The sequence below is a fragment of the Aquimarina ulvae genome (assembly GCF_053613295.3).
This window is the reverse complement of record NZ_JBSIBP030000003.1, coordinates 120,317-138,750: the sequence shown is the minus strand read 5'-3', so window position 1 is coordinate 138,750 and position 18,434 is coordinate 120,317. Positions and strand designations below refer to the sequence as shown.

13 protein-coding genes are annotated in these 18,434 nt (G+C 33.4%); 5 read left to right on the top strand and 8 right to left on the bottom strand.

The genetic code is table 11. The features are described from left to right. Positions 1 to 23: 23 nt before the first annotated feature. Positions 24 to 1,166 (bottom strand): N-acetylmuramoyl-L-alanine amidase family protein, encoded by a 1,143-nt coding sequence (locus ACWGOQ_RS07480; protein WP_452057329.1) that lies wholly within the window; start codon positions 1,164 to 1,166, stop codon positions 24 to 26. A gap of 199 nt (positions 1,167 to 1,365) precedes the next feature. Here ACWGOQ_RS07480 and ACWGOQ_RS07475 point away from each other — a divergent pair, with 199 nt between their 5' ends. Further along, positions 1,366 to 4,149 (top strand): putative LPS assembly protein LptD, encoded by a 2,784-nt coding sequence (locus tag ACWGOQ_RS07475; RefSeq protein ID WP_452057328.1) that lies wholly within the window; start codon positions 1,366 to 1,368, stop codon positions 4,147 to 4,149. A 63-nt stretch (positions 4,150 to 4,212) separates the two neighbouring features. Beyond that, positions 4,213 to 4,593 (top strand): RidA family protein, encoded by a 381-nt coding sequence (locus ACWGOQ_RS07470; protein WP_452057327.1) that lies wholly within the window; start codon positions 4,213 to 4,215, stop codon positions 4,591 to 4,593. A 169-nt stretch (positions 4,594 to 4,762) separates the two neighbouring features. On the opposite strand, the gene ACWGOQ_RS07465 is transcribed toward ACWGOQ_RS07470, so the two are convergent. From ACWGOQ_RS07465 to ACWGOQ_RS07455, 3 genes are read right to left on the bottom strand one after another with little or no spacing between them, the layout of a single operon-like run. Then, a complete protein-coding gene (locus ACWGOQ_RS07465; RefSeq protein ID WP_452057326.1) occupies positions 4,763 to 5,125 on the bottom strand; it encodes a methylglyoxal synthase in 363 nt (120 codons plus the stop codon). 9 nt (positions 5,126 to 5,134) lie between these two features. Beyond that, positions 5,135 to 6,121 carry a 6-phosphofructokinase gene (gene pfkA, locus ACWGOQ_RS07460; RefSeq protein WP_452057325.1) on the bottom strand — a complete coding sequence of 329 codons (987 nt, stop codon included), beginning with the start codon at positions 6,119 to 6,121 and terminating at the stop codon, positions 5,135 to 5,137. Positions 6,122 to 6,144: 23 nt separating this feature from the next. Next, positions 6,145 to 10,572, bottom strand: a complete 4,428-nt coding sequence (locus ACWGOQ_RS07455; protein ID WP_452057324.1) for a translocation/assembly module TamB domain-containing protein — start codon at positions 10,570 to 10,572, stop codon at positions 6,145 to 6,147. A gap of 81 nt (positions 10,573 to 10,653) precedes the next feature. Here ACWGOQ_RS07455 and tsaD point away from each other — a divergent pair, with 81 nt between their 5' ends. The 3 genes from tsaD to ACWGOQ_RS07440 all read left to right on the top strand — a co-directional run bounded on the left by tsaD (position 10,654) and on the right by ACWGOQ_RS07440 (position 14,908). Then, positions 10,654 to 11,676 carry a tRNA (adenosine(37)-N6)-threonylcarbamoyltransferase complex transferase subunit TsaD gene (tsaD, locus tag ACWGOQ_RS07450; protein ID WP_452057323.1) on the top strand — a complete coding sequence of 341 codons (1,023 nt, stop codon included), beginning with the start codon at positions 10,654 to 10,656 and terminating at the stop codon, positions 11,674 to 11,676. Between the two features lie 141 nt (positions 11,677 to 11,817). Next, positions 11,818 to 12,522 carry a 16S rRNA (uracil(1498)-N(3))-methyltransferase gene (locus tag ACWGOQ_RS07445; RefSeq protein ID WP_452057322.1) on the top strand — a complete coding sequence of 235 codons (705 nt, stop codon included), beginning with the start codon at positions 11,818 to 11,820 and terminating at the stop codon, positions 12,520 to 12,522. A 325-nt stretch (positions 12,523 to 12,847) separates the two neighbouring features. Continuing rightward, positions 12,848 to 14,908 (top strand): lamin tail domain-containing protein, encoded by a 2,061-nt coding sequence (locus ACWGOQ_RS07440; protein ID WP_452057321.1) that lies wholly within the window; start codon positions 12,848 to 12,850, stop codon positions 14,906 to 14,908. A gap of 74 nt (positions 14,909 to 14,982) precedes the next feature. Here ACWGOQ_RS07440 and ACWGOQ_RS07435 read toward each other — a convergent pair whose 3' ends face one another. The 4 genes from ACWGOQ_RS07435 to ACWGOQ_RS07420 all read right to left on the bottom strand — a co-directional run bounded on the left by ACWGOQ_RS07435 (position 14,983) and on the right by ACWGOQ_RS07420 (position 18,415). Further along, complete coding sequence (locus ACWGOQ_RS07435; RefSeq protein ID WP_452057941.1) at positions 14,983 to 15,360, bottom strand: nuclear transport factor 2 family protein; 378 nt, start codon at positions 15,358 to 15,360, stop codon at positions 14,983 to 14,985. 282 nt (positions 15,361 to 15,642) lie between these two features. Then, entirely contained in the window at positions 15,643 to 16,155 is a 513-nt protein-coding gene (locus ACWGOQ_RS07430; RefSeq protein WP_452057320.1) for a hypothetical protein, read from the bottom strand. Positions 16,156 to 16,486: 331 nt separating this feature from the next. Next, positions 16,487 to 17,509, bottom strand: coding sequence for a hypothetical protein (locus ACWGOQ_RS07425; protein ID WP_452057319.1), 1,023 nt, complete (start codon positions 17,507 to 17,509; stop codon positions 16,487 to 16,489). 186 nt (positions 17,510 to 17,695) lie between these two features. Beyond that, the gene (locus ACWGOQ_RS07420; RefSeq protein ID WP_452057318.1) at positions 17,696 to 18,415 is read right to left on the bottom strand and encodes a DUF1223 domain-containing protein; all 720 of its coding nucleotides are present in this window, start codon (positions 18,413 to 18,415) and stop codon (positions 17,696 to 17,698) included. Between the last annotated feature and the right edge of the window lie 19 nt (positions 18,416 to 18,434).

The following is an 18,434-nucleotide window of genomic DNA, read 5'->3' as shown; positions in this document are numbered from 1 at the left end:
CGAATTATCAGTATTTATTTAGATCAATTCGATGAAGTATCTGTTTTTAATGCTTCGGCAAGTGGAATTATTTCATTTTCCTTAAAAGCAACCACAAAGCAAGAGGGATATCCTTTCTGTACTGCAACGTCTTTTAACTCCTTGATTAAATTGTAATTAGACGTACTCCCAAAGTAATATTTATATAAATCGTCAAACTGAACTTTGGATAATTGATCCAGACCATTAAAGTTTGCTGGCTCTAATTTAATGTCATTAGAACCCGCAGCAATCTGAACTTTAAAAGTTATTCCTTCATACAAGTCTTCTTCCACATTGTTTGTTATCGAGTCATTCTGGATCATTTCAGGAATTTCTGGAGTTTTTGTTTCTGGTACATAGTACGTAGCATCCAAACTCTCTTTATAATCAACTATAGAGGTTATGATGGACTTTGCCATTTCATCTTGGCCTTTTGTAGAATTCAGATATTTACCTTCTTTATTATTAGTAAGAAAACCAAGTTCTATCAATACACTAGGCATATAGGTTTGATGTAACACCACAAATCCAGCTTGCTTGACTCCTCTACTCTTTCTTTTTAATGCTTTGTTAAATTTATTCTGTACAAAACTTGCCAAGATAAGACTCTGATCGAGATATTCTTCTTGCATCAGGGTAAGTCCAATGATTGATTCTGGAGAATTAGGGTCAAAACCATCATAATTTGCCTGATAGTTATCTTCTAATAATATAACCGAGTTTTCGTTCTTTGCCACATTAAAGTTTTCTTCATTAGCGTGCAGACCAAGAACAAATGTTTCTGTACCGTATGCTTGAGAATGGTGAGAATTACAATGAACGGATACAAATAAATCAGCTTTTGCCTTATTTGCAATTTTTCCTCTTTCATGTAATTCAATAAATTTATCAGTCTTTCTGGTATACACAACTTTAAAACGGTCATCTTTTTCTAAAGCAGCTCCAACTGCCAGCACTACTTTAAGAGCGATATCCTTTTCTTTATATCCATTTCCTCTATTTCCTGGATCATGACCTCCATGGCCAGCATCCAAAACAACGACAAACTTTTCTTTAGTACTGATTCCTTTAGGGGATATCGAAAATGCGGATAGTACAGATACTAATACCATCAACAAGGAGCTATATATTATTTTCTTCTTCATAATTATGCAAAATTATCACTTAACTTGAAACATTCTTTAATAGTTTCAGTATTTAGTATACTAATTCTAAAATCATATGGTTATGATCTTATGAATTACTATGTAAGTTTTTATTTAAAATAACGTCAGAGTGCTGTATTTGATATAAATATTTATTTTTTTATCATTTACAATCTCTACATAAAAAATATATGTAATTTTGGCACTTCAAAAACTAAGCCATAGTTTTACAAAAATAGGATTTAAACCATTGCAAACAACGGTACGTAACATACTTTATTCACTAAGTTTTTCACTATTTTGTATTTGTTATACAACTGCACAAGAATTTGATAAAACTACTGCGAAGCCAGTTCCCGCTCAGAAAGATTCTCTTAATTCGCCCGAGAAAAAAGCAAATCCAAAATCAGAGGTACTCCAAAATGAGAAAGATCAGGATACTACGAAAAAGGACACCGTTGTAGAACCACCTCAATTACTTACTGATAAAGTGAAGTATAAGTCTACGGACTATATGAGGTTAAGTCGCAGAGAAAACAAAATGTTTCTCTACAATGAAGCCGAGATTATATATGGTGAAATGCAAATTAATGCAGGTCTTATCATTGTAGACAATGCCAAAAATGAAGTATATGCATACGGAATTAAAGATTCTGTTGGCGACTACAGCCAAACACCTGTTTTTAAACAGGCTCAGAATGTAGTAGAACCGGATTCTATACGTTTTAATTTTGATACAGAAAAAGCACTTATTTATAACTCTCGAACAAAACAGGGAGAAATGAATGTTAAAGGAGAAGTATCGAAGCGCGTAAATGACTCTGTTATTTACATGAGTAATGTAAAGTTTACTACTGCAGAAGATGTGGACAATGCAGATTATTACTTTTATGCAAGAAGAATAAAATTGGTTCCTAAAAAGAAGATTGTTACTGGTCTTGTTAACATGTTTATTGCAGATGTGCCTACACCTCTTGGATTGCCTTTTGGCTATTTTCCATTACAAGAAAAAAGAACTTCCGGTTTTATTATCCCTAGTTACGGAGAAGAGAACAATAGAGGATATTTTTTACAAAATGGCGGATATTATTTTGCCTTAAGTGATTACGCTGATTTAACTGTAACTGGTGATTATTATACCAACGGTAGTTATACCCTTCTTACAGAATCGGCATATGCAGTACGATATAAGTACAGAGGTAATCTTCGTTTTAGGTTTGAAAATAACTTGACTAGTGAGCGAGGTTTTCCTGATTTTGCACAAAGAACTACCTATAACATTCAGTGGACTCATTCTCAGGATGCCAAAGCCAATCCTAATTCTAGGTTTTCAGCTTCGGTAAACTTTGGTAGTAGTGATTTCTTTCAGCAATCTACGAATCAACTTAATACAGGGAACTTCTTAAATAACCAGCTTAGTTCTTCAATTTCTTATGCAAAAACTTTTCAAGGAGATCCTCAGGTTAATGTTAATGTAGCTGCTACGCATAATTCTAATACGAATACCGGGGTAGTAAATCTATCCCTTCCTAATGTTAGTGCCAGTATGTCCAGAATATTTCCTTTTGCTCCAAAAGTAGGTGTTAAAAAAGGAATTATCCATAATATTAATACGCAATACAACTTTAGAGGGGAAAACAGAATTACTACTACAGACGAGGAACTTTTTACTGCAGAAATGTTCAAGGGTGCCAGAATTGGGATGCAACACTCAATCCCAATTAGTACTAATTTTAAGATTTTTAAATACTTAAGTGCTACTATGGGAACCAGTTTTCAGGAAAACTGGGTATTTGAGACGATTGAACAAAGTTATGATGAAGATGCCAACGATGGCGCCGGAGAAGTAGTAAGAGATACCATTGCTGGCTTTGATGCCTTTAGAACATATAATTTCTCTGCTAGTTTAGGAACCACTGTATACGGAACTTTTAATTTTAAGAAAGATAAAAAAATACAGGCGATTCGACATACGATGCGACCTTCGGTTAGTTATAGTATTAATCCTGCTTTTGATCAATTCTATGATGAATATATTATACCTGATGATCAAAGTACGGTGGATATTAATGAACGTGAAGTGGTTGAATATTCTCGTTTTCAAGGCGGATACTTTGGTGCTCCGAGCAATACCTTTTCTAGTAGTATTGGCTTCTCTTTGAGTAATAATCTAGAAGCAAAGGTTCAAAGTAAAGATACGACAGATTTAGAACCTCGAAAAGTAGTGCTGTTAAATAATTTGAACTTTAGAACCGCCTATAATATTGCAGGAGATTCTCTTCAATTCAGTCCATTATCCGTAACTGGAAATATACCAATTATCCAAAATAAACTAGATATTAATTTTAATGCAGAGTTAGATCCATACGCATTGGACAATAATAATCGTAAAATTGATGTTTGGAATATTAATAATGGAGGAAGTCTCTTTAGACTAACAAGAGCTAGTGCTAATTTTGGGTATTCTTTCTCCAGTAAAGATTTTGAAAAAGGTAAAACTGATTTAGATCCACTAACCAATCAAACTTTACAAAATGGTGGTAGACCAGATAATTTATTTGGTGGAGGAACTGATTTTAGAGAGGAGCAATCATATCGCCAACAGGATAACACAAATAATGAGAAGAACGATGTTACCAATTACAATTATAAAATTCCGTGGTCTTTGCGTTTATCATACACTGTAAATTACAGTAACAATGCCAGACAAAACGAAATATCATCACATTCAATTATGTTCTCTGGCGATGTAGAATTAGCACCAAAATGGACTGTTGGAGTTTCTTCTGGATATGATTTAAAAAACCCAGGGTTTACCTATACGAATTTGAGATTTCAGAGGGACCTGGATAGTTGGACTATGAATTTTAATTGGATACCTTTTAGTGAGCGTACCTCTTGGAATTTCTTTATTGGGATCAAGTCTTCGGTACTGAGTGATATTAAATATGACAAAAGGCGGGAACCAGACAGACAGTTATAGGTTAATTTTGAAGGATTTAATAACTGTTTTCTTAATCAAATTATACAATATACTTTATACATCATGAAAAAAATCATAACTACCACAAAAGCACCAGCTCCAATTGGCCCCTACAATCAGGCTATTATGAGTGGAAATATGCTATATACTTCTGGTCAAATTGCAATCAATCCAGATACTGGCGAACTCGTAATGGATAACATTACGGTAGAAACTGAACAGGTTATGCAAAACCTGAAAGGCATATTGGAAGAAGTACAAATGACTTTTGAAAATATTATCAAAACAACTATTTTCTTAAATGATATGAATACTTTCTCTAAAGTAAATGAAGTATACGGAAGTTATTTCAACGAAGACACAGCACCTGCAAGAGAAACGGTTGCAGTGGCAGCTTTACCAAAATTTGTAAATGTAGAAATTTCAGTAATTGCGGTAAAATAGTTTCTTTAACACCATATGCAATAGTAAACTTGGAAAAAATTTCTAGTTTTTTATAAATATTTGATTTTTAAATAATTAACTTATAACTCATCTGAGATTATTGGAGTTTTTTTTGGATAAGAGCCGTTAGAAAGTAAAGAATATTTATAATAAATGATTCCTATTAAATCTACAATCCTTTTAATAGTAATTGCGCTGTCGCTGGATTGGTCGCTAAAGGCACATCATAAACATCACACAACCTCATTAACATAAAAATATCCGGTTCATGAGGATGTTTTGCCAATGGGTCTCTAAAAAATATGACCATATCCACTTTTCTTTCTGCTACTCCAGAAGCTATCTGGGCATCACCACCCAGAGGCCCAGAAAGCAAAGCGTTTACTTCAAAACCCGCTCGTTTTGCTTTTTCGCCAGTAGTACCTGTAGCAATAAGTTTTATGTTTTTGGATTGCAAAGTTTCCTGATGTTCATTCAGAAATTGAACCATTTCTGCTTTTTTACCGTCGTGAGCAATGATTGCGATTGTCATAATTATTTATTAAACAGAGAGTATATCCGAAATACGCAATAACTCTTTATTGATACTATGATCTTCTTTTAGCCCATCGTTAAAATTAGTGGCAACAATTTCGTTATTAAGTAAACCTACCATTACGTTCTCTTCTCCATCCAATAATAGCTCTACTGCGTTTACGCAAAGTCTACTTGCCAATGTTCTATCAAAACAAGAAGGCGAACCTCCACGCTGCATATGCCCTAATACTGTTACCCTCACATCATAATGGGGTAAGTTTTCCGTTACATAATCGGCAAGTTCATAGACATTTTTTCCGATTTTATCACCTTCACAAACTACTACAATACTTGATGATTTACCAGAACGTTTACTTCTTTTTAAAGACTCCAGCAGTCTATCTAATCCTAAATTTTCTTCAGGAATTAAAATTTCCTCTGCTCCTGCTCCTACACCAGTATTTAATGCGATAAAGCCGGCATCGCGCCCCATTACCTCTATGAAAAATAAACGGTCATGAGAACTGGCAGTATCTCTAATCTTATCGATTGCTTCAACAACAGTGTTGAGTGCTGTATCATATCCGATTGTAAAATTCGTTCCAGCAATATCATTATCAATAGTTCCGGGTACTCCTATTACAGGAATATCGTGCTCTTCACTAAAAATTTTGCCGCCTCTAAAAGTGCCATCACCTCCAATCAATATCATGGCATCAACACCAACCTTTTTCAAGTTTTCTGCTGCTTTTTTTCTTCCCTCTGGTGTTCTAAATGCTTCAGAACGAGCAGATTTAAGAATGGTTCCTCCTGCACTTATGATATTACGAACACTTCTGGCATTCAACTCACAGTAATCGTTTTCTATCATTCCCTGATATCCTCTATAAAAACCGATACACTTTACGTTATAATAAGTGCAGGCTCGAGCGACAGCTCTGATAGCAGCATTCATTCCTGGTGAGTCACCTCCGGAAGTCATTACCCCAATAGTCTTAATTTGTTTGGCCATATACTGTGTTAAATTTAATCAAATTACTTATTCTTATCTGTAAAATTAATAAATTCAGGAGTTTCAGTTTTAGTTGTATCAAGAGTTTTTACTATCAATGTATCTTTTTCTTTTTTAGATTTAAAAACCTTTTCCAAAAGCTCATTAAAATTATTAAAATCTACAGAGTAAGAAATACCTATACCTTGTTTATATCCCTGTGACTCACCGATATATTGAATCTCATTCTGACGATTAAAAATTTTCCCTTTTAGCGTTCCCTCTTCATTAAATAAGTATTCTATTTCTACATCTCCTGTTACTACAGATTCACTAACGCCTCCAATAGGAACTCCAACACGCCCATTAATTAGGATTCTGTTATTGATCTGGGTTGAAACAGTAACCCCAAACTGATCTGCTGCTTCTTGATCAATATTTCTATTTCCTTGTACGTAATTGACGCCCACTGTAAATTTGTCATCATCTCCAGAGAATATACCATTCACTAGTCCCGCTGCACGCTCCACGAGGTTACCAGTGATAAAAGTCGGATCTAGGTTGCCGCTATAGAACTGTCCCTGAGTTACCAGTGACAGCGCTTGAAGCTCTTTGGTTGCCTGATCTTCTAACTGATACTCTAACTCACTTTTGGCAACAGAACTTAAATTAGGTAATTCTATATTAAAATTAAGATCAGGCTGCGCTAACTCTCCATTTAAATCTACTACGACCTCAACAGGGATCTTTCGGTTAATGGTTGCATTTTCTAAAAGTACGGCAGGATTTGCTTCTGTCTTGTATACCGCACTTAAGTTAAGTTTAGCTCTCGTTGGACTACCATCCCAATTGATACTTCCTCCTGATCTAACTGTAAAATCCTTTCCAACCAACCCTCCATACCTAAAATTATAGCTTCCTTCATAGGCTACAAAATCCCCCCACATATTAAATTTACCATTTGTATTAATTTCTATTAGTAATGTTCCGGCTCCTCTGCCTTTTAGAGAACTACCTGTTTTCTTATCCACCACAACCTCTACCAATGCATTATCATTTACATCCAAATCAAAATTAAGCGATAAACCTTTGATATCATCTATTACAATTTCTTTACCATCTAATCTGGCTTGTTTCTCTTCTGAACTTAAAAAATGGATATATGAGTTATCTCCGATAGATTCGGATTCATTTAAAGGGATTTTAAAAACTGTTCCTCGTTCTGTTGTTGCATTTACGTTAATCACTAAGTCATCAGTAGGACCTTCAATAGTTGCGTCACCACTGATAAAACCTGTTCCATAATATAATGATTCTTCATCTTCTTCTGTATCCAACACCAGTAACCTTTCATTAACGGTTAAATTGAGTCCTAACTCCCATTTTGTAAAGCGTTGATGGCCAATAAACCCTCCTAAAACTCCTTTGGTTTTGTATTTTGTATCGGTAATATCTACGTTATCAAAATTAAAGCGCTGTTTATTTAAGATAACTCTGGAGTCTTCATCAAGATCAAGATCGACATTGAGGTATGGAATTTTCAAACCTGCTTTGTTTAATTTTAAAACACCATCCATCGTAGGGTTTATATACTTACCAGTTACCTTTGCATAACCAGTAACCAAGCCTCTAAGGTCTGATATGACGATCCCACCCAAAGCGCTAAATCCAGACATGTCTAACTGATCCAAATTTAGATCGATATTCATATTGGGATTATGATCAGAAACATCTATAGATCCAATTGCAGAAAGTGTTTTTACACTTTTTTTGTTTACCAATCTGGTATTTATATTATATTCTGTTAGGGACTCATTACCAGAAACATTGATACGTAATTCTCCCAGATCTGTTTCATTTACTGCCAGATCATTTATTATCACTGTAGAGCTAGGAAAATAAACCCCTTTATCTTGAAGTATTTTAAGATCTCCATCGACTATACCTGATAATTTAAGATTCTCTATATACGGAGTAATCTTGTTTAAGTCAACATCTTTAAAATTAGCTTTAATATCTTTATTTTTTTTGCCTTTCATCGTTCCTGAAACACTGATTGTTTCATCTTCATGTTTTAATAAGATAGGTTGTATATCTACATTTTGAAAATTATTATCAAAAATAACTTTATTGTTGCTTTTGCTTCTGTTTGGATTTGCATACCAAGTATATCCTTTAAAGGTAAAGTCAGATTTTTTAAGCCCCAAGACGGATTTATTATCTTCATTAATTGTATGATAAAACTCAAGGTTATAATTATCTACATTATTTTTTCCCCCTTTAAATTCTGAACGCATAAACAACGTGTCTTTTAGTGTTACATTAATTAAACTAAATTTAGACACATCATAGTACTGTGTATCGATACTATCAATGGCTACATATGTATTAAATAAAGGGTTTTTATTATCTACTTGTATATCTACTTCCATCATTAGATTATCAAACGCTTTAATAGAAGGGGATTTAAAGGTAAGTTTAAACTCAGAATCATCACTTTCTACTTTACCCTTAATAAAAGTATTTGACGCAAATTCAATTTCTGGAAAAAACACATCTACAATTTTGTTGTAGATTTTAAAATTAAATTCCATAAACTCATTATCCGTAATTTCTGTCGGTTCAAAATTGGTATATAAACTACCTATCGAATTGCGAAACAGATCATATACGTTTTCAAATCTAAACACTCCCTTAACACTCCCATCAATGATATCAGGACTGTTCACGGTGATAGTTCTTACATTTTGTTCATCAAAACTCGAAGTAATATTAAAATCATCAAAATAATAACTTGCATTTTGGTTTTTATACAATGTTTTTTCAAAAGAAATTGTACCAAAAGCATCATTGATACCAGTTCCTTTCATTTTCATAATAACATCCCCATTAAATACAGACACACTATCTCTTGTAAAAATATTTAATCGATTTAGATCAATATGATCCACATTTGCTGTAAAATCATAATTATTGATCTTTTTTGACAAATCAGCCACTCCATTAAAAGAAAATTTCACGTTTGGATCATCAGAAACAAGTTTTCCATCAAAAACAGGGTCTTTTAGATTCCCTACAACATTAAGATTCGTATAGGTATATCCATTGAATTCTAGTTTTGTAATATCTCCTTCTAGCTTTGTATCAAGATTATTTAATGTAAATCCACTTCCATCTACATGTATATTAAAAGCTGCGTTACCAAGATTTTTTTTACTTAATAATTGACCTAAATTAAAATTATTAGATATAATATTTCCGTTGTACGTTGCTTCTTTCACGTTATCAAGATCCCCTAATAGTACAAAAGCATTTATTTTTCCTAGTTGAGAATAAAAATCCATGTCTACATCGACATCTTTTATTGTCACTATTGTAGACCCAACAGCTTTTACGCTTCCTAATTGATATAGTTGTTTTGGTAATGATTCACCTAAAATTCTGGGCAGAAGGTTTACGAGATCATAATAGTTGGTCGTAAGGTTTCTTAAATCCCCGTCTAATCGAAATTTTGAAACGTTTGTTACCGCATTTCGTATTCTAATATCCCCTTTAATTATTGATCTGTCTAACCCAGAAATATCTGAGTTCAGTATTTCAAAATCATTAAGAGTTCCCTTTACGGTCGTATTTTTAAGTAGCAACTCTTCATTATTTCCAAATTCTTTATAAAATGGTATCAAATCATTAGTAGATACTGTAGCTTTTTTAAAATCAGCAATAATAGTTACTTTGTTTTCGAAATCAATCATACCACCTCTTTCATAAGAAAATACGATTTCACCTTCGACTTTAGAATCTGCTGTTTCTATCAACAACTCTTTAAACTTCATTTCTGTGGGGGTAATAGAAAAATTGGTTGTAAGGTTAGAAACATTTAGACCTCTATAATCCTTAAATGAAAGTAGATTAGTTATTATATAAAAATCTTCTCCATCTACTCGTAAACTTTGGGCATCCAGCCTAATATCTCGCAGCACTACTACTCTAGAAGAACTTAAATTTTCATCTATATAACTAAACTTGCTGTTCTCCATAGTTACATTACCAGTAGTAAGTACAAACTTTGAACTGGATGTAGGTTTGTTACCAGTATTAAATTTCCTGATAAAGGTCATAAGATTGTCACTACTTTCATCCTTATACATTTTCATTCTAAATGTTAGGCTATCTATCGAGACATTGCCTAACTCTGGTTGACCTTTAGAAATTTCCCGAAGATTAAGAATTGAAGTGGCGATGCTTTTTGCGTATATTAGAGTATCCTGATGATGATCTCTGACAAATACTTCTCTTAAATCAACATCACCAAAATAGGTAAGCCCTACTCTTCCTATATTGATATCTACATTATATTGGTCATGAAGATACGTAGTGATTTTTTTACCAAAAAAAGTCTGTACTGCAGGAATAGAAAATAGGATCACCAGTACTATAAAAAGTGAAATAAGGGTAAGCAATACCCTCTTCAATATTTTCCCGAATTTTTTGATACGTTTTATTGTTTTAACTTTGTTGACAATATTAACAATTTCTATGCCCTTTTCCTCATAATGAGTTCACAAAATGTATACACTCTAGGTATCGAATCTTCTTGCGATGATACCTCTGCATCTATATTATGCAACGATATCGTATTATCAAATGTTGTAGCCTCTCAAAAAATTCATGAACAATACGGCGGTGTGGTTCCCGAACTGGCTTCTAGAGCACATCAGCAGAATATCGTTCTGGTAGTTGATCAGGCAGTACAACAAGCCAATATTGACAAATCCGATGTAAGTGCAATTGCTTTTACAAGAGGTCCTGGTTTGATGGGGTCTCTGTTGGTTGGTACATCCTTTGCAAAATCACTAGCTTTGGCATTAGATATTCCACTTATTGATGTTAATCATATGCAGGCTCATATTCTTGCTCATTTTATAGAGGAAGAAGGATTTAACAAACCTTTATTTCCTTTCTTAGCCTTAACAATTAGTGGTGGGCATACCCAAATCGTAAAAGTAAAAGACCATTTTGATATGGAAATCATCGGTGAAACTTTAGATGATGCGGTTGGAGAAGCTTTTGATAAAAGTGCAAAAATATTAGGGCTTCCCTATCCTGGAGGACCATTAATTGACCAATACGCCCAATCAGGAAATCCCAAAGCGTTTCCGTTTACAAAACCAAAAGTAGGTGGATTGAATTTTAGCTTTAGTGGTCTTAAAACTGCGGTATTATATTTTGTACAAAAACAAGTGAAAGAAAATCCAAACTTTATAAAAGAAAATCTTGAGGATATATGTGCATCTATTCAATATACCATTATTAATATATTAATTGATAAATTGAAAAAAGCTTCTAAAGAAACTGGAATAAAAGCAATCGCTATTGGCGGTGGAGTCTCTGCGAACTCAGGAATCCGTAAAGCTCTCAAGGATGGGGAACAAAAATATGGCTGGAAAACTTTTGTACCAAAATTTGAATATACAACTGATAATGCTGCTATGATTGGAATTGTAGGCTATTTAAAATACCTTAAAAAAGATTTTGCTGATATGAGTATTGTCGCTAAAGCGAGAATTAAGTTTTGAATGTAGCAATAAGTAATTAATATAAACTGAGAACTATGAAGGCGTCCGAATTGGATATAATGTTTTGATCGGACTATTTGATTGCTAAATTTTAGATTACTTTAGTTCAATCAGAAAAAACTGAAACCTGAAAACTGAAACATGCAATTATTCTATAGTAAAGATATTATTGAGACTACTAATGAGTTTGAATTCTCAAGAGAAGAAAGTAAACATATCGCTAAAGTATTGCGAAAAAAAGAGGGGGACACACTTCATATCACCAATGGAAAAGGATTTTTATGTGAAGGAATTATTACTTTTTCAAGCCCTAATAAATGCATCATAACATTAGCAAATAAAGAATTACAAACTTCCAGAAATTACCGATTACACCTGGCAGTAGCCCCTACCAAGATGAACGATCGTTATGAGTGGTTTTTAGAAAAATCAACAGAAATCGGGATTGATGAAATTACTCCTATTGTTTGTGATCACAGTGAACGTAAAGTAATTAAACTAGAACGTTTTGAACGTATCTTACAAAGTGCTATGAAACAATCTTTACAGTGCTTTTTACCACAACTGAATCCAGCGATTTCTTTTGCTGAGTTTATACAGAAAGAAAGTATAGATCAATTACTGATTGCACATTGTGAGCAATCTACAAAAAGATCCCTAAAAGATGTACTTACTGTGCAGCGCAATACAACTATTTTAATTGGTCCCGAAGGAGATTTTTCTAGTAAAGAAATTGAAACTGCAGTAAAAACAGGGTATTTACCAGTAACTTTGGGTGAAACGAGACTTAGAACAGAAACTGCCGCGATTGTGGCAGCACATAGTGTTTCTTTTCTTAACTCATAAAGTAAGCACCAATATATATAAGGTTAATAGCTAAGATAAGAAAAACCGTATACTCCTTTGTTTCACGCTATTTTTTTCAGTACATCTCCGCTAGTTATCTCTGATAATAACTTTACTACATTGTTTCCACAATTAAACTAACTGATTGAATTTAGGATACTCCCTTAATTTTTATTAATAAATAACTTCAATTAACGATAATATCAGAAAAATGCACCATTGTTAAGTTATAATTAAGAATTACAAAATCCTGCAAACTATGGTTTTACCACACCGATTTCTTTGTATATTGCATATCAATTTTCACTCAATTATAATTACAATTATGAAAAAATTTTATTTTTTACTTTTTACTATTACATTTTCGTTTGCTTCATTTGGGCAAAGTCCCATTATTACGGCCATTGTAGATGGAACCTGCACTGGAGGAAATCCAAAATTATTAGAGATTTACGCGGATGGAACGGTTGACTTCTCATTATATTCAATAGAAAATCAAACCAATGCTAATACTACTTGGGGAAATACACAGAATCTTGCTGGGTTCGGTGTAGTTACTGATGATTTTGTGTATGTTACTACTACGGGAAGTGCCGCAAGTATTAGCTCTGAATTTCCTTCCTTATCTATGGCTAATATAATCACTTCTGGAGCACTCAATGTTAATGGTGATGATAGAGTTAGAATCATTTTAGATAGTTCAGGTGCTACAGTTGATCAATATGGTGTTGATGGTCAAGATGGAACAGTACAATCTTGGGAATATCTCGACTCATTTGCAAAACGTGTAGATGGTACAGGTCCTGATGCGGGTTTTACCGGATTAAACTGGACTTTTTCAGGGGCTAATACTTTAGATAATTTAGGAACTTGTAATGGAGGAAATGATACCTTCGAAACACTAATTGGGGGTATTGGTACATATTCTACCACTGTTTCTACGACTCCGACAATAAATGTTAGTGGAGCAGTTTCAGGTTTGGACTATTTTGAAGGAAATGGCCCTTCCAATGAAGGAACCTTTACGGTTTCCGGACTAAATCTTACAGCTGACATAACAGTTTCTGCTCCAACCAATTTTGAGATTTCATTGACCTCTGGAAGTGGTTTTGGTACCACAGTAAATGTTACTCCTGATATGGGATCTGTGGCGACGACAACAGTATATGTGCGTTTGGCAGCAGGTTTAACCGTGAATTCGTATGCGGGTGATGCAACAGTGTCTTCAACAGGAGTAACTGATCAAACAGTTTCATTAAGCGGAATCGTAACACCAGATGATCCTCAGATTACAGTTACAGGTTTTGTTGGGGATTTTTCTTATTTTGAAGGATCAGGCCCTTCTGCAGAAGACAGTTTCAATGTGGAAGGTTTATTTCTTACTGGCGACCTTACGGTTACGGCTCCGATGAATTTTGAAGTGTCGCTTACCACGGGAACAGGTTTTGGATCTACTGTAGCAATTACACCATCCATGGGAACTGTTAATGCTACTGAAATTTTTGTAAGAATGGCAGCTGGTCTGACAGCCAATTCGTATGCTGGAGATGTTACAGCATCATCAGCTGGTGCTACAGATCAAACATTAGGTTTAAATGGTATCGTATCACCTGTGGCAGTATGTGCTAATGTTGGGGATATTATCATAACCGAAGTAATGCAAAACCCTGCTGCCGCGGGAAATGATCCTAACGGAGAATATTTTGAGTTATACAATACTACAGCAAACCCGATTGATATTCAAAGCTGGGTTATCAAAGATGATAATCAAGCTGGAGAAACTCATGTGATAGCTAGCTCGGTAATTGTACCTGCAATGGGGTATGTATTACTTGCAAATGCTGCTACTCCTAACGGTGGAATCACGCCAGACTATGCCTATGCTACTGGTTTTTCTTTAGGTAATGGTACCGATGGTATAATTATAGAATGTAATTCTGCAGTTATCGATGAGGTTATATGGGATAATGGAGCCACGTTTCCTGATCCAACAGGAGCTAGCATGGAGTTATCTATAAATCATCTCAATAGTACAGATAACGATGATGGTATTAACTGGTTAGAGGCTGTTTCGCCTTTTGGCAGCGGTGACCTTGGTACTCCAGGTGAAGAAAATGACAACACAGTGCTATCAGTTGATTCATTTGATGAGCTATCCGAAAACTTTACCATGTTCCCTAATCCAACAAACACAGGCTTTATTAATATTGCTACAAAATCCAATGCTGTGGTAACTGTGAGTATATTTGATATGTTAGGAAAACAGGTGTTTTCGCAAACGCTAAACGAAAATATTTTAAATATATCTAATCTTAACAATGGTATTTATATTGTTAGGTTGGACCAAAATGATGTATCAGTAACTAAGAAATTAGTCATTGAATAAGCATTTTTTACAATTACCAAAAGAGCATTGTTGGAATCAACAATGCTCTTTTTTATTCCTAAATTTCGATTCTTTTAGTACATTGTATTTGGATTAGCTGATTTCTTTGGGATCTGTTGAATAGCATCCCAATGCTCACATATTTTACCCTGTTCATCAAAGCGAAAGAAATCCATGGTTATATATTGATCATTCCCAGGCCATTTTTGGTGTGTATGGAGGGCAACTAAATCTTCTTCGGCAATACATCTAACAAATTCTATTGACTTATACGGATACTCTTTTTGCATTCTTTCAAAATAAGATATAAACCCATCTATTCCATCTGAAACATCTGGATTATGCTGAATGTATGCTTTACCAACATATTGCTCCACTGCTTTTCTAGGGTTACCCTCATACGCTGTTTTATAAAAAGCAACAGCGTTCTTTTTGTTCTCTTTAAGATTCATTATTTTCTCCATTTTTTAACTTTTTATGTAAGACTACCTATAACATATTAATATTCCCAATTCGGTGTTTAATCGTTTATTTAGCTTCCACTCCTCACTAATGCTCTATCAAAAAATACATCTATAATCTCTTCCAGAATATCTAAGTAATTTATGTGTGGATATGATTGATGGTCATCCTCAGATGATATACTAAGATAGTAATCAAACAAGCTTATAATAGAACTGAACTCTCAACCATTAGTACAGTACATAACCATGTTCTTTTATTAAAACAACTTTCTATTTTTTCTTTTTCAATCCATAAATTGTCGTATGCATACCGGCAATTTTCCATACTCCATCTGTTTTTTCCATAAGTCTCGTTTCGCGTTTTAGACCGCGTATAGAGTCTTGTTGTTCATAGGTAACCCATGCGCCATTATTGTATAATCGAACTTCAATATCTTTCACTAATTCTGGAACTGGTTCTGGTTCGGGATGTTCTTCAATAAATGTCTTAACAAAACTGCTAATTTCACTCCATCCAATAGATTCTGAAAAACTATTTTTTTCAAAATTTATGTACGTTTTGTAGATAGTTGAATCTTGTATCCAATGATACCGCCAACTTTTAAAATCCCTTTGAAAAGCTGCTTTAGTTTCATTATGCAATGTTTTCAAAATGGCGTGCTTCTCTTGTTCGAAATCCAGTGAGTGAGTGATTTCATCGTTTGCTTTATCTTTTTCTTCTTTTTGACAACTTGTATACAATACAATAACAAAAAAGAAAACTATAATTTTGTTCAGAGTCATATATTTTTATTAGATAACTTATTAAAAGTATTTTGATAGAAACTGTTTTGTATAATACGTCATGCTAAAACTAGACACGTTTTTTCAGTTTCAACTTGTTACTTCTATTGGTTCCGGATCTTTATCTATTCTTGGAATTTAGATAGCTTTATATTCCAATTCTTTATTTGTATTATTTTTCTAATTGTCTTGTAATAATTTTATTTTAAAAAATCATAAAAATAGAATTAGTTTGAAAAAAGACTTTCATCACATTCTATTTTTGCAATTAGTGCTAAAACGAATAGCTATTGTATGGTACTTTTGCTTCTATAATCCTATAGAATGTTCACTATACAAGTTTTTGTAAACCGTACCTTATTTGGTTCTCAAATTCAATGTTATCATCGACATATAATGCTAAAATACGATATCTTCTTTTTATTCCGTAAAGTCCAATCAATTCATTATCATTTTTCAAATGAATTATAACATTATGGCTTTCTAATGAACCCAAGACTGATAACTTTCTTGTTTCTTGGTTGAGCTCCATATCTTTTGATGAAATTTCTATTCTATCAATATCTTTTAAGGGGATAGTCGTTTCTGTCATAATACCATATCGAAGATAAAGTTTACTGTTATCAATTGCAATTGGTCTTTTAGACATCGATTTTAAAAATCCAAATATTTGAATTACAGAATATATACTTAAAATTGTCAGAACCCAAGCTGCGATATCACTCCATTTTGCGATTAAAATATGAAGTACTACTGTCTCTATCGCGACAATCAATATGATTGCGATAAATAATGTTATGGTACCACTATCTTTATGGTAAGAAAACTCATTTTCTTTTAACTTTCTTTTTTTCCAATACACGAATCCATAATAAAAAACTGCAATTTCAGTAACAACAGGGATTACAAGTCCTTTAGGAAGTATTTCATAGCAGGTATTTTTCAAAGTACTGAAAAAATCAAGAGATGCGGTGTTAATTAATTTGTAGTTTTTAATCCCTTTTTTAATCTTGTAGATTACAAACAATAAAACCGATAATTCCACAATTGGAAAAACCCAAGTCTTAAAAAGATTGAGATAATAATGATTTTCTGAAGGAAGTACTAATGTGCAGATGATTAAACCTAAAACCAAAAAAGGGACAATCGTTATTTTTGGAATTTTAGTTTTTCTGATCAATAAGAAATATACCAGAGGAACTGTTAACAGTAAGTCAAACGTTATACCAATAGCTAATTCATCTGGATTATTTCTGAATATTGATGACTTAACAATTACAATCATTAATCCAATAATAAACAATGGTATTCCAAATACTGCTAAACTTTTCTGAAAACTGGACGTTACATTCATTGATTTTGATGCTATATAACTTATCTATAAATTAATTATTAAAGTATATTAGTTAGTCATTGATTAAACAAGTTCATAAATACTTCATCCAAGATAAAATATATTTTCTTTAAAGAAAAGGAAAATTCTATTAACAAAAAACCACAACAAGTCGCTGTGGTTCTAATACGCTATTACTTTTCTTAATTAGATGTTTGTACTGCTTGCTCCCGTAATTTCCAACTCGTTATTCTGCGTGTACGCAATAATCGACAATTTATCTTTTTCGTCAATCCAATTAGGGACTAGGATGGTAACCCATCCAGATGCATCTTTCATAACCAAACGATTGGCTACAATATTGGAGTTGCTAAGTGTTTTGTTTCTATTTTCTCCTCTATTAATTTCTGTAATTCGTTTCGATACTACCAATGCGAAGGTAACTTGATCAAACGTAGAACCTTCAATATCATATTCTAAAACAATCTGCTGGTCATCATTTTTAAGATTCATTAATTTGATGGAATTACCTGGTGTGGATTTTGAATACCGATCAATAGCTTCTAATGCTTTTGAGCGATTAGATCCTGTAAAATGTTCGCTGCCATTGACCACTAATTGAGGAGTATAAATCGATCGACTTTTAAACTGTTCCGCATAATCTCTTTGATAATCACTAAATACCTCTGTACTAAAAGGATCTTTCCATCCCAATCGGTTCCAATAATCTACATGGTACGATAAAACAAATACATTATTATATTCATATGTATCTTTTATAACATCTAATAGTTCATCTGCTGGAGGGCAACTACTACAACCCTGAGAGGTGAATAATTCCATAACCACAATCGATTTACTATCGTGTTGAGCAGTGGTATTTGAATAAATTGTGATCGTTAATACTATCAAAAGGTTTCTTATCATCTCGTTTATTTTAGTACTT